30 protein-coding genes are annotated in these 19,762 nt (G+C 65.5%); 15 read left to right on the forward strand and 15 right to left on the reverse strand.

Annotated elements, in window-relative coordinates:
* Positions 1-22: 22 nt before the first annotated feature.
* The 13 genes from PHP91_RS02375 to PHP91_RS02435 all read right to left on the reverse strand — a co-directional run bounded on the left by PHP91_RS02375 (position 23) and on the right by PHP91_RS02435 (position 10,099).
* Positions 23-961 carry a DUF2184 domain-containing protein gene (locus PHP91_RS02375; RefSeq protein WP_300136296.1) on the reverse strand — a complete coding sequence of 313 codons (939 nt, stop codon included), beginning with the start codon at positions 959-961 and terminating at the stop codon, positions 23-25.
* A gap of 9 nt (positions 962-970) precedes the next feature.
* Entirely contained in the window at positions 971-1,441 is a 471-nt protein-coding gene (locus tag PHP91_RS02380) for a hypothetical protein (RefSeq protein WP_300136299.1), read from the reverse strand.
* A gap of 1 nt (position 1,442) precedes the next feature.
* The gene (locus PHP91_RS02385) at positions 1,443-2,660 is read right to left on the reverse strand and encodes a DUF2213 domain-containing protein (RefSeq protein ID WP_300136302.1); all 1,218 of its coding nucleotides are present in this window, start codon (positions 2,658-2,660) and stop codon (positions 1,443-1,445) included.
* A gap of 197 nt (positions 2,661-2,857) precedes the next feature.
* A complete protein-coding gene (locus tag PHP91_RS02390) occupies positions 2,858-3,103 on the reverse strand; it encodes a hypothetical protein (protein WP_300136305.1) in 246 nt (81 codons plus the stop codon).
* Positions 3,104-3,105: 2 nt separating this feature from the next.
* Positions 3,106-4,329 carry a DUF6883 domain-containing protein gene (locus PHP91_RS02395; RefSeq protein WP_300136308.1) on the reverse strand — a complete coding sequence of 408 codons (1,224 nt, stop codon included), beginning with the start codon at positions 4,327-4,329 and terminating at the stop codon, positions 3,106-3,108.
* Positions 4,326-5,936 carry a DUF1073 domain-containing protein gene (locus PHP91_RS02400; RefSeq protein ID WP_300136311.1) on the reverse strand — a complete coding sequence of 537 codons (1,611 nt, stop codon included), beginning with the start codon at positions 5,934-5,936 and terminating at the stop codon, positions 4,326-4,328. Before PHP91_RS02400 ends, PHP91_RS02395 begins: the two co-directional genes overlap by 4 nt.
* Positions 5,929-7,362 (reverse strand): phage terminase large subunit, encoded by a 1,434-nt coding sequence (gene terL, locus PHP91_RS02405; RefSeq protein WP_300136315.1) that lies wholly within the window; start codon positions 7,360-7,362, stop codon positions 5,929-5,931. Before terL ends, PHP91_RS02400 begins: the two co-directional genes overlap by 8 nt.
* A 1-nt stretch (position 7,363) precedes the next feature.
* Positions 7,364-7,903 carry a DUF3486 family protein gene (locus tag PHP91_RS02410; RefSeq protein WP_300136317.1) on the reverse strand — a complete coding sequence of 180 codons (540 nt, stop codon included), beginning with the start codon at positions 7,901-7,903 and terminating at the stop codon, positions 7,364-7,366.
* Entirely contained in the window at positions 7,903-8,211 is a 309-nt protein-coding gene (locus PHP91_RS02415) for a hypothetical protein (protein WP_300136319.1), read from the reverse strand. The genes PHP91_RS02410 and PHP91_RS02415 overlap by 1 nt, the downstream gene beginning before the upstream one ends.
* Positions 8,201-8,521 carry a hypothetical protein gene (locus tag PHP91_RS02420; RefSeq protein ID WP_300136321.1) on the reverse strand — a complete coding sequence of 107 codons (321 nt, stop codon included), beginning with the start codon at positions 8,519-8,521 and terminating at the stop codon, positions 8,201-8,203. The genes PHP91_RS02415 and PHP91_RS02420 overlap by 11 nt, the downstream gene beginning before the upstream one ends.
* Complete coding sequence (locus tag PHP91_RS02425) at positions 8,518-9,171, reverse strand: hypothetical protein (protein WP_300136323.1); 654 nt, start codon at positions 9,169-9,171, stop codon at positions 8,518-8,520. The genes PHP91_RS02420 and PHP91_RS02425 overlap by 4 nt, the downstream gene beginning before the upstream one ends.
* Positions 9,168-9,767, reverse strand: coding sequence for a transglycosylase SLT domain-containing protein (locus tag PHP91_RS02430; protein WP_300136446.1), 600 nt, complete (start codon positions 9,765-9,767; stop codon positions 9,168-9,170). The genes PHP91_RS02425 and PHP91_RS02430 overlap by 4 nt, the downstream gene beginning before the upstream one ends.
* A gap of 23 nt (positions 9,768-9,790) precedes the next feature.
* Positions 9,791-10,099 carry a putative holin gene (locus PHP91_RS02435; protein WP_300136326.1) on the reverse strand — a complete coding sequence of 103 codons (309 nt, stop codon included), beginning with the start codon at positions 10,097-10,099 and terminating at the stop codon, positions 9,791-9,793.
* A gap of 269 nt (positions 10,100-10,368) precedes the next feature.
* On the opposite strand from PHP91_RS02435, the gene PHP91_RS02440 reads away from it, so the two are divergent.
* From PHP91_RS02440 to PHP91_RS02450, 3 genes are all read left to right on the forward strand, one after another.
* The gene (locus PHP91_RS02440; RefSeq protein ID WP_300136329.1) at positions 10,369-10,692 is read left to right on the forward strand and encodes a ParB N-terminal domain-containing protein; all 324 of its coding nucleotides are present in this window, start codon (positions 10,369-10,371) and stop codon (positions 10,690-10,692) included.
* A 74-nt stretch (positions 10,693-10,766) separates the two neighbouring features.
* Positions 10,767-10,922 carry a hypothetical protein gene (locus tag PHP91_RS02445; RefSeq protein WP_300136332.1) on the forward strand — a complete coding sequence of 52 codons (156 nt, stop codon included), beginning with the start codon at positions 10,767-10,769 and terminating at the stop codon, positions 10,920-10,922.
* A 75-nt stretch (positions 10,923-10,997) separates the two neighbouring features.
* The gene (locus PHP91_RS02450) at positions 10,998-11,246 is read left to right on the forward strand and encodes a helix-turn-helix transcriptional regulator (protein WP_300136336.1); all 249 of its coding nucleotides are present in this window, start codon (positions 10,998-11,000) and stop codon (positions 11,244-11,246) included.
* 78 nt (positions 11,247-11,324) lie between these two features.
* Here the strand turns inward: PHP91_RS02450 and PHP91_RS02455 are convergent, their stop codons facing one another.
* Positions 11,325-11,657, reverse strand: coding sequence for a hypothetical protein (locus PHP91_RS02455; RefSeq protein WP_300136339.1), 333 nt, complete (start codon positions 11,655-11,657; stop codon positions 11,325-11,327).
* Positions 11,658-11,711: 54 nt separating this feature from the next.
* Positions 11,712-12,005: a helix-turn-helix transcriptional regulator gene (locus PHP91_RS02460; protein WP_300136340.1), complete on the reverse strand. Its 294-nt coding sequence runs from the start codon at positions 12,003-12,005 to the stop codon at positions 11,712-11,714.
* A 162-nt stretch (positions 12,006-12,167) separates the two neighbouring features.
* Here PHP91_RS02460 and PHP91_RS02465 point away from each other — a divergent pair, with 162 nt between their 5' ends.
* From PHP91_RS02465 to PHP91_RS02520, 12 genes are all read left to right on the forward strand, one after another.
* Positions 12,168-12,392 carry a DNA-binding protein gene (locus PHP91_RS02465; RefSeq protein ID WP_300136342.1) on the forward strand — a complete coding sequence of 75 codons (225 nt, stop codon included), beginning with the start codon at positions 12,168-12,170 and terminating at the stop codon, positions 12,390-12,392.
* 82 nt (positions 12,393-12,474) lie between these two features.
* Positions 12,475-12,879, forward strand: coding sequence for a hypothetical protein (locus PHP91_RS02470; RefSeq protein ID WP_300136345.1), 405 nt, complete (start codon positions 12,475-12,477; stop codon positions 12,877-12,879).
* Positions 12,880-12,902: 23 nt separating this feature from the next.
* Positions 12,903-13,127, forward strand: a complete 225-nt coding sequence (locus tag PHP91_RS02475) for a hypothetical protein (RefSeq protein WP_300136348.1) — start codon at positions 12,903-12,905, stop codon at positions 13,125-13,127.
* On the forward strand, positions 13,117-13,419 hold the full coding sequence (locus PHP91_RS02480; protein ID WP_300136351.1) for a helix-turn-helix domain-containing protein: 303 nt from the start codon (positions 13,117-13,119) through the stop codon (positions 13,417-13,419). Before PHP91_RS02475 ends, PHP91_RS02480 begins: the two co-directional genes overlap by 11 nt.
* A 16-nt stretch (positions 13,420-13,435) precedes the next feature.
* Positions 13,436-15,307, forward strand: a complete 1,872-nt coding sequence (locus PHP91_RS02485; protein ID WP_300136354.1) for a hypothetical protein — start codon at positions 13,436-13,438, stop codon at positions 15,305-15,307.
* 2 nt (positions 15,308-15,309) lie between these two features.
* Positions 15,310-17,025, forward strand: a complete 1,716-nt coding sequence (locus tag PHP91_RS02490) for a DDE-type integrase/transposase/recombinase (protein ID WP_300136357.1) — start codon at positions 15,310-15,312, stop codon at positions 17,023-17,025.
* 3 nt (positions 17,026-17,028) lie between these two features.
* On the forward strand, positions 17,029-18,192 hold the full coding sequence (locus PHP91_RS02495) for an AAA family ATPase (protein WP_300136360.1): 1,164 nt from the start codon (positions 17,029-17,031) through the stop codon (positions 18,190-18,192).
* A gap of 23 nt (positions 18,193-18,215) precedes the next feature.
* Positions 18,216-18,479, forward strand: a complete 264-nt coding sequence (locus tag PHP91_RS02500) for a hypothetical protein (protein WP_300136363.1) — start codon at positions 18,216-18,218, stop codon at positions 18,477-18,479.
* On the forward strand, positions 18,472-18,687 hold the full coding sequence (locus PHP91_RS02505) for a hypothetical protein (protein WP_300136366.1): 216 nt from the start codon (positions 18,472-18,474) through the stop codon (positions 18,685-18,687). Before PHP91_RS02500 ends, PHP91_RS02505 begins: the two co-directional genes overlap by 8 nt.
* A complete protein-coding gene (locus PHP91_RS02510; protein ID WP_300136369.1) occupies positions 18,680-19,183 on the forward strand; it encodes a host-nuclease inhibitor Gam family protein in 504 nt (167 codons plus the stop codon). The genes PHP91_RS02505 and PHP91_RS02510 overlap by 8 nt, the downstream gene beginning before the upstream one ends.
* Complete coding sequence (locus tag PHP91_RS02515) at positions 19,183-19,563, forward strand: hypothetical protein (RefSeq protein WP_300136372.1); 381 nt, start codon at positions 19,183-19,185, stop codon at positions 19,561-19,563. Before PHP91_RS02510 ends, PHP91_RS02515 begins: the two co-directional genes overlap by 1 nt.
* Entirely contained in the window at positions 19,556-19,762 is a 207-nt protein-coding gene (locus tag PHP91_RS02520) for a hypothetical protein (protein ID WP_300136375.1), read from the forward strand. Before PHP91_RS02515 ends, PHP91_RS02520 begins: the two co-directional genes overlap by 8 nt.

A 19,762-nucleotide genomic window follows, 5' to 3' on the forward strand; every position in this document is an offset into this window, starting at 1 on the left:
CGCCCGGTTGGTTGCAAATCGGCTACAGTCCGTCGGCGTAGGACACGGTCTCGGGGTAGACGAACTCCACGGAGCCGATGGTGCCGAAGTAGGTGGTCAGCTGGTGCAGGCCACGGAACTCGACGGGCGTCCGCTGCAGCGGCACCATGGGGAACCGCACATACGTCTTGTTCTTGGTGTAGGTGACGACGCGGTTCTTGCCGCTCGTGCCGCGCCCGACCAGCCACTTGAGCGGCAGGATCTGCAGCGGGCGGCCGTTGATGGAGTTGCAGAGGCAGTTCTCGGCCACGTATTTGAGGATGGAGATCGACCCGGCGTCGCTCACGGGCTGGGTCAACAGGCCGAGCTTGGTGGGCGGGATCAGCATGCGGTCGGGGCACAAGGTGTATCCGGACCGCGCGTAGGCCTGGGAGAGGATGTCGTTGACGTCGGAGAGCATCTGCTTGGCCGTGGTGGTCTCGTCCCACTCGGCGGCCAGCCCCTCGGGCGTGATGTTCGCATTGTTGACCAGGCCGGTCAGGCCAAGGTCTTCGTCGCCGATGTAGACCTGCTCGTCCACGTCCATGTTGTGCTTGAGGCGCAGCGCTTCCGTCTGCTGGGAGTCGATGGGCCGCCCCAGGATGCTGGCTTTGGCCAGCTCCTGGATGGTCCAGCCGAGCTGCATGGCCCACAGGTTCATGTTCTGCGCCGTCTTGTTCGTGTCGAGCGAGATCCCGGCAAGCGCGTTGGCCTTGGGGCCGACCCAGTTCTTGCCGCCGGGAGACAGGGAGCCCATGGCCGCCAGCGAGGTATTGGTGAAGGAGGACGCCTCGTCGGCGATGGTCACGTCCTCGCGCAGGTCGATGTCGCGGTTCCAGGTGACCTGGACCAGCGGCATGTGCAGCTGCTTGTCCAGCCGCTCCAGCTCGCCGACCAGGAATGCACCGGCGGAATCGACGGTTTTGGAGTCAAAGGTGATCATATGGACCTCCTAGATGTTGTAAGCGATTTCGACGACGCCGTCGGCGTCGGCCGCACCCATGAACGTGGCGTCGATGGCCACGGTCTCGTCGGCGACCAGGGCCGCCTCGATGTCGCCCACGCTGCCGGAGGCGGCGGAGATGCGGGCATAGACGAGGCCGCCCTTGCTGCCGGCCCCCACGGCCAGGGGCACGGCCATGTAGCCGGAGCGCAGCACGTCGACCACGGAACCGGCCGGAGCCACGTTGTCGGCGGTGGAGCCTGCGCCGCCCTGGGACGGGTAGCTGCGGGCCACGAAGCCGTAGATGTCGGCGGCGACGTCGCCCGCCTCCAGCGGAACGAGTTCGCCGTCCACGAGCTTGGCGGGAGCGCCGTGGGCCAGGTCGGTATCGCCGACCAGGCAAGGCTCCAGCACGGCCACGGCGGCGCGGGTGACGTCTCCGGCGAAGCCGGAAGGCATGCGGGTGTTGATGTGGGTCATGTTAGGCTCCCTTCTTGTAGAATGCTTCGTTCGCCCGGTTGATGTCGGCCGGAGTGACGGCCTTGCCGAAGTCGCGGACCGAGGTCTTGGTCAGGCCGTCGGCGGTCGCCTGGTTGTTGCGCACCTTGGCCACCTCGGTGGCGACCAGGAACGCGGCGTCCAGGGTCACGCAGTCGCACCCGTCCAGGGTGGCGCCGCGCAGCGCGCCGGTCACCGCCTTGGCGACGGACTCGTCCTTGGCCGAAGCCGCGCGCAGGGCGGACCGCTGCACGGCGCAAATCTTGTCGGAGTCCCGCACGGACATGCCGGGCACCAGGATCATGGCGCGCTGTTTGGTCTCGGCGTCCACGGTGCGGGCCAGGGCCGCGTCGCGGGCCTTGGGCTTTTCGTCGGGCACGTCGGGCTCGGCGGGCTGGTCCTCGTCGGTGGTCTCGGGCTCCTCGTCCTTGGGAGCCGCCAGGTTGCGCAGCTGGATTTCCAGCTCGTTGATCCGGGCCTCCAGGGCGGCCAGGCGATCCTCGCCCTCGTCGCTGGCCGGGGTTTCCGGTTCGGCGGGCGGGGTCGGCTGGTCGGTATCCTCGTCCAGCGCCTTGCGTACCTCGGGCTTTCTCAGGAAGCCCACCAAGGCATCCAGGACCGAGTTGGTCTTTTTCTTGGAGTTCATTTCGTCCTCGCTGTTGTCGTTGATCCGGCAGCGGGAGCCGCAACGGCCCCGTTGAACCAGGGCAATGTGATTGCCGCGAATGTTGCGCTGACGGCCCCGGCCCGGAGCGGTCTGCTCATAGTCCGCGTCATAGCCGCAGGAAACCTCCCGCAGCCCCCCGCGCACCAGTTTGATGGCCGCCTCGTCGGTGATGACCAGGTCGGCCAGCAGCAGGTCGCTTGCCTCTCCCTCCCCGCGACGCAGGCCTTGGGCATGGCCGCAGGCCAGTCCCTTCCAGGTCTCGGGGGTCACGTCTTCCGCAGGATGGTCCACGGTGGTCGGCTTGCCCTCGTACGAGGCCACGGCCTCGGGGGCGAAGACCTCGGCCTCGTCGCGCTCGATGCGGACCAGGCCATCCTCTCCGGGCTCAACGGGAACCTGGTCGGCGGCGTAGAGCATCTCGCCCGTGCGGGCGATGGGCACGTCGTAGCAGACGAGGAATCCCTCGCGGGTTTCGGCAATGTGTTCCGAAAGTTTTGTCGGGGTGTAAAAGCGCATGGGCCAGGGATAGCCCAAGGCGAGGACGGCATCCTCTAACGCAGGTTATAATATGAGATGGACCGGACGCATCATGTCCGGCCGGTGGCGGGGCGGCATCCGTCCTCGACGGATACCTGTTCAGGGGCGTTCATGAACGCCCTCAGGCGCGTTTTCCGGGAAAAGTCGATAGACGGCCCGCCGGGAGGGGCGAAGGCGGGCCTACGGCGATTTTGCTAAACCGGGGCGACCTGGTCGGGCGTGAGGGTGATGACATGGTAGGTGCCGGGATGGACCAGGACGTCGCCATCAAGCTCGGGCGGGATGATGGCGAACTCCACCTCCAGGGCCTCGCCGTGGCCGAAGACCTGGATGACGGTGCCCTCGGCTCCGGACGGAACGGCGTAGACAACGCCCTGGCCGTAGTTGCCGGGGCCTTCCTGCGCCGCCTTCAGGCGGATGGTGTCGAGTTCCTGATACATGGCTATCTCCCAACGAAACAGGTGACCAGCCGGGGCTTGGAGGACACGCTGCCATTACCCGCCTTGTATATCCAGGCGGTAGTTACGTCAACGGTGCGCCCGTTCGGCCCCGTCACGGGCACCAGCACGGTGAATCGCTCGCCGTGCTCGTCCGTCAAATCCCGCAGCGCCGGATAGTCGGCGATCCTGCTCATGATCTGTTGCCGCACCTCCTGGGCGTGGTCCTTGTTCATGCCGAGGGCGGCCTGCCATACCCGAGCCTTGTCCCGTCCGCTCGGATGGTCCAGGTCCATGGAGTATCGCGTCAGCTTGTCCAGGGCGAAGTCGGCCCGTTCCACATTGTGCAACGCCCTTCCCTCGGTGTGCGGTATCATGGGGTGCGATTCGACTCGCTCCCACTGGCTGCGCCGCTTGATCTCGCCGCTCGCCTTTTCCTGCTCCTGGGTCGGGAGCGGGCTGGGCACCGCCTTACGCGCCGCGCCCTCGTGGATCACCGGCTCGGGATAGCACCGGCAGTTCGGGGATTCGCCCGCGTGGCCGGTCATGCCGTCAAGGGTTGGCGGCGAGTCCCAGCGCACGAACTTGCCTTCCATCGCCGCGTGGCTGGCCCGCCGGTTGCCGTCCCGCGTGGTGCGCCAAATATAGCCCTCGCTGCCCACGGCCTCGGCGCGGGCCCGGGTCATGGCTGTGCCCGTCTTGCTGATTTCCGTGCGGGCGATGGTCTGCGCCCGGCTCATGGCCAGGTTGCCCTCGGCCGCGATCCGCTTGGCCAGGGTGTCCGCCCGCATGCCGGACTCCACGGCCTCCCTGGCCAGCGTCCCGACGGACTCGGCCGCCTGGAGCGGCAGCGAGGTGATGAGCTTGATGTTGTCCGCGATCTTGCTGCGGACCGCTGCGGAGATGTCGGAGGACAGAAGCCCCTTGAGGTTGATGCCCCAGCGCCCGGCCGCCGCGCGCCACCCCTGGTCCGAATGTCGCTTGCAGGTGCGGACCATGTTCTCGGCGGCCTCGGCCGCCCATGGCTTGAGCTTGTCCGCGTATCGCTGGAGCTGCCGCGCCGCCGTGGCCGGATCGGGGTGCGCCTCCAGGATGCGGCTTACTTCCCGCCCCACGCTGCGCAGCTGCTTGGCGTAGCGCCGCTCTGCGGCCCTGGACGGTTGCCACGCTTGGGCGGAGGCGCGCTGCTTTTGCACGTCCTGCCATGACCAGGCCTTGGACCAGGTCATGCCGGGACGTCCTCCGACACGTTGGAGGCCGGGACGAAACCGCGCCCGACGCGGCCCATGATCTGCTCCGCCTGGGAGCGGTCGAGCGGGAAGGCGGCCAGCAGCATTTCCACACCGCTTTCCCTGGGCAGGGTACCCATGGCCACGGAGGCAACGATCTCCATCATGGACGCGACCTGCGCGCCGTTCAGGCTGATTTCCTGCGGGGTGTGTCCGCTCTCCTCCACGGGGCCGTAGTCGCCGGGCTCGTCACCCAGGACCGGGGCCGGAGCGGCGGACGTCTCGGCGGCCTCGATGGACTCGTCCGTGATGCCGCCGAATCGTCCGGTCAGGCGACCGGAGTTGCGCAGCTCGGCTTTGCCCTCCGCCTCGGTGATGAGCCCGGCCGCGAACAGCCCGGCCACGGCCTGGGCGTCGTTGGTGGCGATGGTGGACTTGTCCACCTCGGTGGGCTGCCACAGGCTGCGGAACGCGAACTGGGTTCCCTCCGGCAGCGGATTGCCCCACAGCGACATGGCGCAGACCGGGAGCAGCTTCTCCAGGGCCGGACGGAGGTCGTCGTCCTGGTCCGTGGCGATGGTGTCGTAATAGGACCGCAGGTCGGACTCGCCGGTGGAGAATCCCTTCGGGCTCTGCCCCAGCAGCCGCACCAGCGGGATGCCCGTGGCTCCGGCGATCTGCTCCGCAAAGGCCTGCAGGGCGTCGTAGACCCCGGTGAAGGTCCAGCTGTGCGTGGTGAAGGTGTCCTTGGCGTCCAGCAGGGTCAGTCCCTCGTTGGTCTGCATCAGTCGGAGCATGTTGAACATCTTGAGCAGGGCCTTTTCGGCCGGGCCGCCTGCGGCGATGACCTCCCGTAATCCCTCGATGCCGATGGTGCGCAGGTAGGAGCGCATGATCAGATTCGCACTGCCGTGGGTGGCGCTGTCCAGAGCGACGATGCGCTCGTAGGCGCGCTCCACGACGCTGGCTCCCCAGCTCTGCTCCGCAATGCGCTCGTAGTACGGCAGCTCCACGCCCACAAACCGGATCACCCGCGAATGGTGGAAGCGCAGCCCGGCGCTGCCCTCCATGTCATAGACCGTGTAAAATTCCGGGTACCCCAGCATGGGTCCCAGCTCCAGCACCACCTCGGAGGACGGCGTGACCTGGTGGCGGTCCAGCACATGCAGGCCCTTGAAGGCGTCGCGGCAGATGGCGTCCAGGCGCAGGGGGCTCGACGGATCGGCCCCGTCGATGAGGATGACGGCGATGGCTCCGCCATACAGCCGGGACCATTTGATGGCGTCGGACAGGCGGGCGTTGACGCCCATGCGCTGCATGTAGCGCAGCAGCTCGTCCACGTCGCCGGGCGGCAGCTCGGATTGGATGTCGATGCCGCCGCGCACCATATCCTCGGCCACCACGTCCACCATGCGCCCGACCACCCAGGAGGTCCGGTACATCTCGTCCAGGACCGTGCGTTCGGCCGTCAGCTTGCGGCCGCGCGTGTATGTCCCTGCGGCCAGCGGGTTGGACTGGCCCATGCCCAGCTTGGCCACGAAGTTGTCAAAGCCGTCGGTTGTGGGGAAGTTCTTCCCGCCCGGCCGGTAATCCTTTCGTCTACCCATCGGCCAACGCCTCCCATATGCTCAACCCATGCGACTTCAAATGCCGCAGGGCCTGTGTCATGCTGTCAACTTGATCGTCATGTCCGCTTGCCGGAAAGCTCACGAGTTCGGCCACGAAATCGGGCACCCACGGAAAAGCGTCGTCTTCGGGGATGTGGACGTTCCCGCCCGCCCACAACGACGTGACCGCATGGGCGCGGGCGACCTTGGAGCCGTCCGGTTCGATAGGGATAAGCCCGGAAATATCTTCCTTGAGTGCGTCCATGACGGCCGGGCCGTTGGCCTTGTCCTCAATGAGAACCCCCGTGCTCTGCGGGAACTGGGCCGATACAATTTTCACCGCATCCTTGGACCGGGTGAACCCCATGCGGTCGCGCACCTGGTGCAACAGATAGTAATTAGTCCGCTTGCGGCCCCAGACCTGGCCGACGACGTAGTCCGAGCCGTCCGTGTCCTTGAACGTCATGTCCCAGGATTGGATTACCTCGTCGAAATGGTCGGGTAGCGTGGACTTGTTCCAGCGCTTGACCCAATCCTCCTGGAAGATGTTGCCGCCCTCGCGGACCGGACTCTGCATATACAGGGCGCTCCACTCGGCGGGCGTCAGCGAGGCCTTGGTTTCGAGCAGCTTGTCCAGGGGGTGCAGCTCAGGGACCAGTGCGTTCCCGTCCTGGTCGATGGCCGGGAATTTGAGGTGCCGCGCCTTGGGGTTCTTCTTGATCACCGTGGCGGAAAGGTCGTCCACGGCCCAGGACGTGGCCATAATGATATGGCCGCTCAACTTGGAAAGGCGCGTCAGGAAAACTGTGTTGTACCAGCTCAGGATCGCGCGCTTAATGGTGTCCGAGCGGGCCTCCTCCTGATTCTTGATCGGGTCGTCGATGACGCCGATGTCCACGGACTTGCCCGTGAGCGGACCGCCAACGCCGGTGCAGACGTAGTAGCCGCGATGTCCCAGAATATCGAACCGTTCGGCGTTGCGCAGGGCCTGCCCCTCAATCGTCACCGCTCTCCTGGGGTTCAGGGCTGAATCAGGAAACACCGCTTTGTAGGAGTCCTCCATCATGATCCGCTGGACGTCACGGTTCATGTCTCGGGCGAGGTCCGCTCCATAGGAGGCGGCGGCAAAGCGGAGGTTGGGATAGCGGCCAAAGGCGTATGGCGGGAACCGGCGCGAGACCAACTCCGACTTGCCGTGCTGCGGCGGGGCCTGGAGCACAAGGACCGGCCTCAATCCGGCAAAGACGTCCTCCAGGAAGACATCCAGCGCCACGCAGACGGGCAGGGAAAACGAGTTGTGAACGTAGTCCTCTTTGGTGAAGGAGACGAACGCCGCCATATTGCGCCGGGCCTGTTCGGCCCGGAGTGTCCGCAGTTCACGCTCCTTGAGCAGCGGAGCCAATTCCTTGTGGCGGGGCTTGCCCATGTCACTCCCCGGCCAGAGCGGCGATACGCTGGTCAAGCTCCTCGTCGCTGAGGCTCTTGAGGTCGGCGGCGGTGCCAAGGTCCGCCACTCTTTTGGCCATTTCCTCCCTGGCTTCGATCTGGGCCTTCACCTTGGCCTCGGCCATCCATTTTTTCTGCGATACCGTGGCCCGGCCCAGCTCGGCGATGGAACGGGTGATGCCCGTCATATTCACCTTGGCCGGGTCCACCTCCATGTCCATGAGCAGGGCGAAGAGCTTTTCCTGGGTCAGGCGCATGAGCGCGTCGTTAATAGCGTTGTCGTCATCCGGGTTGGCCTCGACGATGGCGCGGCTCTGCTCGGTGACCAGCTTGAGGGAGGCCAGGCGTTCCTCGAACTTCTGGCCGTAGCGGTGGACGGCGGACTTGGAAATCTCGTACCCGCGTCCCCTCAACTCGTCGGACAGGAGTTGATAGTCCGCAAAACCGTTGGCGGCCAGGGCGCGGTCCAGCCACTCCTTGACCTCCTTGGGCAGCGTATCGACGGCGGAGCGGCGAGGCATTACCAATACTTCTCGGGCCGGGCGATGCCGGGTTCGCAGTCCACGGTGTACTCGGCCACGTCTACGCCGTAGCGGTTCAGCTTGGCGATCCACCGGCCGTCGGGCCGTTTGTCCAGGTCCACCAGGGCGCGCTCGGCCAGGTAGTCCAGCTCGCGCTGCACCTCCAGCCGCGTGGCGTCGGGGTAGACGCCCTGGGCCGTTGCCAGGGCCGTGTCGTCATAGCATCCCAGGGGGCGGGCGTTGTTGAGCGTGAGGATGAGCACCCAACGCAGGTACTCGCGGCGTACACGGGCGTGGTCAACAGGCATGTTTGCCTCCTTGATCTAGTTTGGCGGCCAGCGCGTCCAGCTTGGCCTCGATGACGGTCTGGTTGCGTATCCAGTCCTCGCGCCGGACGTACTCCAGGGGCAGCTCGGCGCGCAGACGTAAAAGGCTTTTCTCGTTTTCATCCGCCTTGGCGACGGCCTCAGCGGCCTGCCGCTTGATCTCGTCGGCGTTCTTGTCCCGCATCAGGGTGATGATCTTCCAAACCGAAAAGACAAACCCCAGAAAGGACAGGATCAGGGTCACCGACAGCACGAGCAGCTGCCAGACGGGAATGGTCACTCCGGGATTCATCGCGCGCCCTCCCCGAGTCCCTTGGCCCAGTCGATCAGCTCCCGCAGCTGGGCCTCTAGGCGCTGGCAGCGCGCGCCGTAGTCGCGGATATGGGCCAGGATGTCCTCGGGCGTCACCTGCCGTAGTACCCCGGCGTCAGCGGCCGGGGCGGCTCGGGTGGCGTTGTCAGCGCCGGGGGCGGCTGTGGGCACGGCGTCACCACCGTCACCGGCACCGGCTCCGATGGCCTGGTTGTACAGGCGCACCCACTCAGGGCCAAACAGGCAACCGCCAGCAACAGCAGTACGACTCGCATCAGCAATCCGCTCCTTGGTTATCTCGCGGCGCTGGGCCGCGATGGTCTTGGTGGCGGCCAGGTATCGGCCTTCGGCCACGGCCGCGCGGGCCACGGCGTCGGCCAGCCTGCGGCGCGCTTCGGCCTCGGCCTCGGCCAGGGCCTGGGCATGGGCGGCGCGGATGTCGCCCACCTCGGCCCGGCGCAGGGCGTCGGCCTTGTCGTATCCGGCGCGATAACCGCGCCAGGCCGCGACACCGGTCAGGATCAGGACGAGCAGCACGCCGCCCAGGCCGAGGGCGACGATCCGCCAGCGTGAGGTCACGGCGGACAGGGCCGACGCGGCCGTGGAGGCGATGGTGGTCAGGATGCTCACGGGCACACCCCCTCGCCCCACCCGGTGGCCTCGTAGAGAGGCTCCAGGGTCAGCAGTATGCGGCGCGGGTAGCCGCGATTCTCGCGGATCGCCCAGGCGGCGCGGCCCGCGTTGACGGTCTCCACATGGCCCCACCACCGGGCGGGGTCGAGACCGGAGGACGGGGCGATCCTCCGGTCTCGGTTGAGCCAGCCCAGGCCGCCGTTGTATGCGGACAGGGTCATGGCCCAGCGGTCGCACGGCGAGGCTGCGGAGATTTTGCCATGGAGCCAGTGGTCGTAGGCGACCAGGGCGCGCAGCGCCCAGCCCGGATTGAGCGGGGCTGGCTCCCCGGTCTGCGGGGCCACGGTGGGCAGCCAGCGGGCCGTGGCCGGGGTAAACTGCGCCAGACCGCTCGCGTAGGCGGAGCGGGCCTCGGGGTCCCAGAGCGATTCCTGGTGGATCTGGGCGGCCATGGTGGCCACGGGCGCGGCCAGGCCCCACTCGGCATGGGCGCAGCGGATGAGTGTGGCGCGGTATTGCTTGGCGCGGGCGGGGATGTCCTGAGGGCTGGCCAGCGTGGGCCTCAGCAACGCGGCCAGCGCGCCCAGCAGCAGGGCCAGCAGGCACAAGCGACGCGTCACAACCCCATCCCCACGGCGAGCATGGCGGCGGCGACGATGGCCGCGCGGCGGAGCTGGGCGGCCACGAACAGGCGCGACGGCCCGCAGCATCCGGTCTCGCAGGGGGCGTCCGGAGGCGGCAGGAAATGGTCGGGCCGGGCGTAGGGGAAAAGGGCGCGGTCCAGGATGTAACCGGCCACCCCGGCCAGGACGACCAGGGCGAGCTTGTAGACGATGACGGGCAGCTGCTGCGGGGCGAGGAGCGCCACGGCCACGGCCAGCAGCAGGGCCAGGGTCGTGGTCTTGGTCATACGGGGCAAGGACATGGGGCCTCCGGGGTTGTTTCGGGAGGCGGACCGGGTTGGGACTGGGCAGGCCCGGACCGCCTCCCCCAAGTTGGAGTGTTCGGCCAGACCCTAGCCCGCGCGCGGGGGTGTGTATTGTAACGGAGGTTACTAATTAGATGGATGTGGGCGGGTGGAAAAAATACGCAGTCTGCGTAAAATAGTTGTTGACGCACATACGCAGTATGCGTATGTTGGAGTCACAGAGGGCGGGGGAGACCGCCGGAGATAAAAACCAAAAGGAGCAAAAAATGTATATCCAAGCCATCAACCCCATCGACGCTGACCACCTCCGGGAAATCATCAACACCATGCGCGGAATGGGCGCTCCCGAAATCCGCGTCTACCACACCGGCGAAATGTATCTGGCCCTGGAAGGCTCTCACCGCTTGGCCGCAGCCTGGGAACTCGGGTTGACCCCCATCATTATCGAGATGGAGGAAGATGACGAGATGCCCGATCACGATGTCGAAACCTACGGAGCCGAAGGCAACACCGTCGGGACGATCCTTGAGTACGTCGGCGCAGGTGCCCAATATAACATGGACCTCTTTGACTGCCCCGAAGACCGGTAAACTAAACCGGGAGGAGACACGTAATGACCCAGGCCACCATCACCATCGAAGGCACCGAGTTTACCGCCGCTACCATGACCGCTCTGCGCCGCCAGCTCCGCGACTACTACGGCGACCGCCACTACCGCATCACCAGCGACGGCGAGATGCACTACTACGGCAATCCCGCCAATGAGTACGACCGCTCCCAGGACTACTGGCACTTTGGCGGACACATCGTCACCCGCTAAACCAGACACCAAACGGGGCGGCGAGTGCCGCGTTGTCCACAACGGCTAACAATCCATCAGCACAGGAGCAAATCCATGAGATTAACCACCAACCACAGCGCGTCCAGCTACGGCATCCCGGTCTTTGTGGACGAGGACGGCCAGGTCCTGGACTACAAGGACGGCGTGCGCCGACTGCGCCGGGAGCGCGGCTGGTCCACGGCCGACCTGGCCGAGCGGATCGGCACCTCGCCCCGCACCGTCGAGGGGTGGGAGCAGGGCCGCATGCCCAACCGGCCCGCGCTGATGATGATGCGCGCCCTGCTGGGCGGCACGGACGACTGACCACCAACCGGACAAACCACAAGCGGCCCGGCCGGGGAGATACCCCTGGCCGGGCCGCTTGTGGTTTGTCCAGTTGGTCTATTGGGTCAGACCAACCGTCGCCTTGGCCTCTAGCCAGCCGCCCAGTCGCTCCGGAGCGTGCTGGGCAAAAGTTGGCAGGAGCAGCAGCGCGCCGCAGATCAAGAGAGGTTTGGCCCATTTTATCCGGGATGGGTAGTGCAGCAGGATGACGTAGCCAGCAAAGAGACAGCCGACTCCGACCAACGCAACCAAAAAATAGGGGATAGTCATCTCCGGTCCGTGCGGCAGCAGGAAGGCTCCACCCAGAGCCATCAGGCTCCAGGTCACCCAATTGGGCAGCAAAAGGAGCGTGATGGCCAGCACTGCGGCAACGATCAACAACAATTTCATTTTCGCCTCCTTTATGTCCCCCCGGGAGCCTCATCTGGCGGCCCGCCAAGCCGCCTATTCCGCTTTCTTCAGAGCTTTGGTTTGTGATTGTGCCAGTAGAGCGCTCGTCGTTTCCAAGCTCCGTTTTCCCTCCTCCGGGCTGGCCCGGTAGTTGGCGACCAAGGCCGCCTCGCGGGAATTGAGTTCCGGCACTGGACCAGCCCCCAACAACAGCCAATTTGCATCAACCTGAAAAATTTCAACAAATCTAATCAAGAAATCTTCAGGGACGCGCTGCTTGCCGCACATAATCGCGTTAACGCGATGCGGCTTTTCATTTAGCAGCTCGGCTATTTCTGCTTGGGTCATTCCCTTTGTAACTTCCTTTATTCGCTCAACAATTGACAAAAGAAACCCCTTACGAATTATTTACGTTGACTTGTACGGAAATAATTCGTAGAAATTGGTTCACACGAAACGAAACCAGTTCACACAAACGGACACAAAAAAAGAAAATCCAAGGATTACGTTATGGTTCGCACCCCCGAGGAAGTTCGGAACGAGTTCAAGCGCAAAGGCATCTCCATTTCCCAATGGGCTGTTGCCAACGGGTTCCCCCCCAATCTTGTCTACGAAATCCTGGCCGACCGCCGCAATCCGACTCGCGGGCAGACGCATCGCATTGCCGTACAACTCGGCCTCAAGGACGGCGAGATCGTTTCCGAGAACGAGCTGGCGACGGCCATGAACGCCTAATCCATGGCCCAAGCTATACCCGCCACAGGACAGGGACGCAATGTCTAAGCGCCAAGCAAATCCAGACGGCCGGATGGTCCAATTGTACCTCCCTCTGTCCAGCCTGCCATCGCAGCGGCTGGAAAGCGGCGCACGGCGGACCACGGAGGCTGTCCAGGACGCCCTGACGGACGGGCTCAAGGCCTGCGGCCTCTCCCGCGAGGTGGTGGCCGAGGAGCTGTCCCGGCTGACCGGGCACGACATATCCGTGCACACCCTCAACAACTGGGCCGCCCCCTCCAAGGAGGACCGGCCCACGCCGCTGCAATTCCTGGCGGCGCTCATCGAGATCACCGGCAGCCCGGCCCTGGCCGAGGCGGCGCTGCGGGGCACCGGCTACAAGCTGCTGACGCCCGACCAGGTGCCGCTCTACGAGCTGGGCCGGATCACGGCCGAGGACAAGGCGCGGGCCAAGCGCAAGCGCGAACTTTGGGACCGGATCGGATGACCATCCAGACACAGGAGGCAGCCATGCCCATCAAGCCCATCACCGTCAAGGAGACCCTGGCCATGCAGCGCATGCGCAAGGCGCTGGAGATGATGCAGCACAACGTGATCACGTATGCGGACCTGCGGGCCGTGTGCCCGCGCGACGACGAGCGGGCCGACCTGGTGGCCCGGCTCCTGGCGGGCGGGTTTGTCTCCGCGACCCTGTACCCGGTCAACCCCGGATCGGAGGCCGCCCATGGCTGCTAAGTCCACCAGCCTCCGGCGCGGGCTGCGCATCCTCAAGTGCCTCAAGGGCAAGACCATGAGCGGCCTGGCCAACGGTGAGATCGCCAAGGCGCTCGACGAATCCGCCGTCAATATTTCCCGCGCCCTGGACGTCCTGGTGGAGGAGGGCTGGGTCTCCAAGCTGGAGACCGGCCGCTATGCCCTCTCCATCGCCGCGCTCCAAGTCGCCCAGGCCCACGCCGACGAGATGGCGCGGGCGCAGAACCGAATCATGGAAATCAACCAGCGCGTCCTGGCGGGCGCGCAAAACTAGGGAGGAGCGTCTCAATATGCACACCTTACCGGCCCCCATCCAAGACTTTATCGCAGCAAACTTCCCGGACCAAAACATCCGCGACGCCAAGACACAGGCCGCCCTGGACACCTACGCATGCCTTTGGGCCGACGAACGCGGCGACATGTACCCGGAGGACCTGGCCTCCGACGTCTGCCAGGCTCTGCTCAGCGATGGCGATGATATGGTGATCAAGCTCTCCGTGGCTGTCCGGGATTGCATCAACCGGGAGGACGACGCATTGAGCAGCCGTAGCGACGGAGCAACCCCTGAGCCCGCCCTCGTCCCCGAGATCAGCGCGGAGCGCGGCGCGGAGCTGGCGCACATGCAGAATGATGTCGCTCTGGCCGACAAGGCCGTGCTGGATGCCGAGGAGGTTCACAAGGCTCTTGGCCGGATCGAAGGGATGGAATTTCTTCGACGCGTCGGAGACGTTGCCATTGCCCAAGTTTTTGAGGATGTGCGCAAGTCAAAGAAATACAAGGGTCTTCCGTATCATGATGAATCGGGAAATCTTCGACACGTCGAAGATTTTGACGACTTCTGCAAGGTCAAACTCGGGAAGTCCTATACGCGGTGCTATGAGCTTTCCCGTAACCTCCACGTCCTCGGCTCCGACCTCTACGAGTCCGCCGAACGGATCGGATTTAGGTCCAAGGACTACCGGGCGTTGAACGCCCTGCCCGCAGACGATCAGGCCGTGGTCAAGCAGGCCCTGGCCAGCGAGAGCCGCGACGAGGTGCTCTCCATCCTGGAGGACCTGGCCTCCGACGTCTGCCAGGCTCTGCTCAGCGATGGCGATGATATGGTGATCAAGCTCTCCGTGGCTGTCCGGGATTGCATCAACCGGGAGGACGACGCATTGAGCAGCCGTAGCGACGGAGCAACCCCTGAGCCCGCCCTCGTCCCCGAGATCAGCGCGGAGCGCGGCGCGGAGCTGGCGCACATGCAGAATGATGTCGCTCTGGCCGACAAGGCCGTGCTGGATGCCGAGGAGGTTCACAAGGCTCTTGGCCGGATCGAAGGGATGGAATTTCTTCGACGCGTCGGAGACGTTGCCATTGCCCAAGTTTTTGAGGATGTGCGCAAGTCAAAGAAATACAAGGGTCTTCCGTATCATGATGAATCGGGAAATCTTCGACACGTCGAAGATTTTGACGACTTCTGCAAGGTCAAACTCGGGAAGTCCTATACGCGGTGCTATGAGCTTTCCCGTAACCTCCACGTCCTCGGCTCCGACCTCTACGAGTCCGCCGAACGGATCGGATTTAGGTCCAAGGACTACCGGGCGTTGAACGCCCTGCCCGCAGACGATCAGGCCGTGGTCAAGCAGGCCCTGGCCAGCGAGAGCCGCGACGAGGTGCTCTCCATCCTGGAGGACCTGGCCGCCAAGCATCAGGCCGAGCGCGAGGCCGCCAAGCGGGAAAAGGCCGACCTGGCCGCCGACCTGGAGGCGCGCGGCAAGCTGCTGGAGGACAAGGCCGCGCGGCTGGAGCGGACGGAAACGGAGTTGTACAAGCTCAAGAGCCTGCCGCCCGACGAGCAGACGGCCCTCCGACTGGCCCGCGAGGAGGAGGCGGTCAACCAACTCAACACCGGCTACATGGAGGCGCTGTCCAGGCTCAACGAGTACCTCCGGCGGACCGCCGTCGTGCTGGCCGCCGATGGGGTCAGCGAGCATACGACGCAGTATGCCGTGGGCCAGGTCCGCGCCCTGTGCGAGGAGATCAACGGCACGCTGCTGACCCTCGGCATCCCCGTGGACTTCGGCGAGATCATTTCGCCCGCGTGGCTGCGCGAGGCCGCCCAGGCCGACCTGGACGACGGGCGGATCGCCGAGCCCGGCGCGGCAGGGCGGAGCTGGTAGCCATGACCACCGACCTCGGCACCCTGGACACCCTGCGCAACCTGGCCGCCAGCCTGGACGGCACGGCCCACGGCGCGCGCAAGCCGCTGGTGGAGGACGCCGCCCGGCTGCTCAACTGCTCCGAGCAGACGGTGTACCGCTGGCTCAAGGATCAGGTGGGCTGGACCAGCGGACGCAAGCGGCGGTCCAACTCCGGACAGTCGAGCGTATCCGAGGAGACCTGCCTGGCCGTGGCTCACCTGACGCACAAGGGCACCCGCGCCAACGGCAAGCGGATCATGTCCCTGAGCGATGCGACCGCCATGGTGGCCGCATCCGGCTTTGCGGACGCCAACGTCTCGCCCTCGACCATCAGCCGGGCCATGCGGCAATACCGCTGCCACCCGGCGATGCTGGCGCAGGGCAAGCCGTATACCTCCATGCGCAGCCTGCACCCCAACCACGTCTGGCAGGTGGACCCCTCCATGTGCGTACTCTTCTACCTGCCCAAGGGCGGGCTGGCCGTGGCGGAGGAGTCCAAATTTTATAAAAATAAATTGGACAATTACCGCAAGGCCGAAAAGGGCCGGGTCTGGCGCTACGTCATAACGGACCACTACAGCGGCACGATCTACGTCCGGTACGTCCAGGCGGCGGGCGAGTCCGCCCAGGGCTTGATCGACGTGTTCCTGGACGCCATCAGCGACCGGGGCCGCCACGATCCCATGCACGGCGTACCGGACAGGCTCTACATGGACAAGGGCTCCGCCAACACCGCGCGCCTGTTCACCAACCTGCTCGACCGGCTTTCGGTCAAGTGGGACACCCACAAGGCGGGCAATCCGCGCGCCAAGGGGCAGGTGGAGTGCGGCAACAATATCGTGGAGACCAAGTTTGAGAGCCGCCTGACGTTCCTGCGTGTCGGCTCGGTGGAGGAGCTGCAAACCCAGGCCAACCGCTGGTGCCAGCACTACAACGCCTTCTCTAAGCACACCCGCACCGGCCGCACCCGCAATGAGGTGTGGCTGACCATCACCGAGGACCAGCTTCGGCTGGCCCCGCCGCTGGCGCTCTGCCGCGAGCTGGTCACCACCCAGCCCAAGGATGTCCAGATCAAGGGCGACATGACCATCAGCCATGCCGTCAAGGGCTACGGCCGCCACCGCTACGACCTGCGCACGTTGCCCGGCCTGGTGCCGCAGATGCACGTGGACGTGGTGGTCAACCCCTACCGCGCCCCGGCCATTGACGTGGTCGTGCACGATCCCTCCCTGCCCGAGGACCTGGTGTGGACCGTGGAGCCGATTGTCACCAACGAGGTCGGGTTCCGCACGGACGCCCCGGTGTGGGGGCAGGAGTACCAGGCGCAGCCCGATACCCTGGCGGACAAGCGGGTCAAGGCCATCGACGAGGCGGCCGGGGTCGACGCCAAGCACCCCAACGCCCCGGCAGGCGTGGACGTCATGGCCGACATCCGGCCCGCGCCCGAGTACCTGCCCCGGCGCGGCCGCGACCTGGGCCTGGACGCCTCCAGGCGGGAGCTGGCTCCCTACAAGACCGTGGAGGCCGCCATGCAGCTCAAGGGCCGCCTGGGCGACCAGTGGACCGGCGAGGCCTACGCCTGGCTGATGCAGCGCTATCCGGAGGGCGTCCCGGTGGAGGATTTGGACAAGATCGTGGAGCGGTTCCAGGGCCGCAAGGCCCCGGCTCCGCTCAAGCTCGTGGTCAATGGAGAGTAGGACATGACCAACAGATTCAAGGTGTTGCTCGACGAGTGCGGGCTTTCCCAGCGCGACCTGGCGCGGGGCCTGGGGCTCTCCCCGGCCAGCGTCAACGACATCGTCAACCGCGACGCATGGCCCAAGACCCTGGACCGCCCGACGCTTGAGGCGTCCATCCGCAAACAACTGCGCACGGCCGGTGCCGACGAGGGCAAGGTCCGGCACCTGTTCCGGCCGTCGCGCGCAAAGACAACCACGGCGGACACCGCCGAACCCAAGGAGGAGTTTATGCTGTTAGGCAAGCAAGAGTTGTTTCCCGAGTCCAAGCGCCATTTCGGACTGCACGTCAATCCGTTCGGCGAGGTGGCCGGACCCGAGGACGTGTTCCTTTCGGCGGACATCCGCTACGTGCGTGAGGCCATGTTCCACACGGCCCGCAACGGCGGATTCGTCGCGGTCATCGGCGAGTCCGGGTCCGGCAAGTCCACCCTGCGCAAGGAGCTGGTAGACCGCATCAACCGCGAGGGCCAGTCGGTCCACATCATCGAGCCCTACGTCCTCGCCATGGAGGACGACGACCGCAAGGGCAAGACCCTAAAGGCGCTGCACATCGCCGAGGCGATCATGGGCACGGTGGCCCCGTCCGAGCCGATCAAGTCCAGCCCGGAGGCGCGGTTCCAGCAGTTGCACCGTGTGCTGCGCGACTCCAGCCGCACGGGCTGCTCCCACTGCCTGGTCATCGAGGAGGCGCACGGGCTGCCCATCCCGACCATCAAGCACCTCAAGCGGTTCCTGGAGCTGGAGGACGGCTTCCGCAAGCTGCTCTCCATCATCCTGCTCGGCCAGCCCGAGCTCAAGCACAAGCTCTCCGAGAGCAACGCCCAGGTGCGCGAGGTGGTCCAGCGCTGCGAAAAGATCGAGTTGCGCCCCATGAACGGCAGCCTGCCGGACTACGTCAAGTTTCGGTTCGGCCGCGTGGGGGCGGACGCGGCGAAGATCATCACCGACGACGCCATCGAGGCGTTGCGCGCCAAGCTGACCGGCCCGTCCTCGCGCTCGGGCGCGGGCGACTCCGTGTCCCTGGTCTATCCCCTGGCCGTGGGCAACGTGCTCGTGGCCGCCCTCAACCTGGCCGCCAACATCGGCGCGCCCCTGGTCACGCCCGAGATCGTGGCCCAGGTCTAACCCTCAACCGCAAGGAGAGCATCATGGAACTTATCCCTGAAACCAGTGGCACCGACACCCGTCGGCAGACCGGCAATCAGTCCTGGCCCGCGCCCGCACCCGAGCCCGCGCCGCAGAGCAGCGGCAAGATTCAACGCGCGATCCTGGACCTCAAGGGGCTGTTGCAGCGCGACATGCCCGCGCATTGCATCGAGCGCGCCAACGCCCTGTGCAACATCATCCTGGCCGAGGTGGACGCCGTGCGCGGCCTGGAAACCACCGCGATCATCGGAGGGAGCAATGGCTAGCTACTTCATTTCGTACACGTGGGCAAAGAACGGCAAGTGCGGGAGCGGATGTACATCCGTCGAGGTCGATGGCTGCATCCGTGGGTTCGCCGACATCAAGGAGATCATAGACACCATAGAGGACGACTACCCCGACCTTGGCCAGGTAGCCGTCCTCAACTGGCGACGCTTCGAGGACGAGGACCAGGAGGGCGAAAGTAATGGCTAGGAGCAAGCCGCAGGCCACCGTCGTGGCCAATGAGCCGCAGGCCACGGCCGCCATGCTGGAACTGGCCGGGCTGGCGCGCGACATCAAGCGCATCGAGCTGGACGCAAAGGAGACCATCGACCAGGTCAAAGCCAACGCCATCGACGAAAAGGAGCCGCTGCTGGCCCGGACCAAAGAGCTGGGTGCGGCCCTGTGCTCGTTCGCCACGGTCAATCGGGACCAGTTGTTCGGCAAGCGCAAGAGCCTGTCCACGCCGTTCGGCAGTTACGGCTGGCGCAAAGCCACCACCCTCAAGATGTTGGCCAAAATCAAGGTCGCCGACGTGCTCGCCAAGCTCCGCGAACTGGATTTGGTCAGCGCGATAAGGACCAAGGAGGAGGTGGACAAGACCGCCATGGCGGACTGGACCGACTCCAAGCTCAAGAGCGTGGGCATGCGGCGCGTCTCCAAGGACGAGTTTTTCGTCGACGTCAAGGACATCGAGGAGGTCGAGTGATGCAGTGCTACCAGTGCAAGGCCCTCCGGGCCGCAGAGGCGCAGGTCATGCGCAACGGCAAGCTCGTCGGCGAGCTCGTCAAGCTGCTCAAGTCCGTGCGTGAGGACGGCGGCCTGACCTCGGCCCAGGCCGAGCACCTGGACCGGCTTGCGCTCCGGGCCGACGCCGTCTCGACCGGGCGCGACCACAGCGAGGACCACACGGCCCTCCTGCGGGAGGTGGCCATCGCCCTCGGGCCGATGCCCGTAGCCGATCGCAATCAGTGCCCCCCCGAATCGACGCTGGTGACTTTTATCCCGTTCGGGTTGTGGTGCCGGGTTGCGGCTGAGTTTGACGAGCCCGAGGCGCGGACCGTGGCCACGGAGGTGGAGCGTGTCTGACGATCTGTACCCGTACACGGTTGTCGTCCTCGCCACCTCCGCCAAGGGGGTCAAGGTCAAAATCCCCGTGGTGGGCGTCGAGACCTGGCTGCCGCGCTCGCGGGTCGAAATCCCGGCGGACGTGCGGAGCCGCGACGAGCTGGAGCTGATGATCCCCAACTGGATAATCCACAACGCCCTCGGCGAGCCGGACTACTAG

The organism is Pseudodesulfovibrio sp. (genome assembly GCF_028692895.1).
Classification (GTDB): Bacteria; Desulfobacterota; Desulfovibrionia; order Desulfovibrionales; family Desulfovibrionaceae; genus Pseudodesulfovibrio.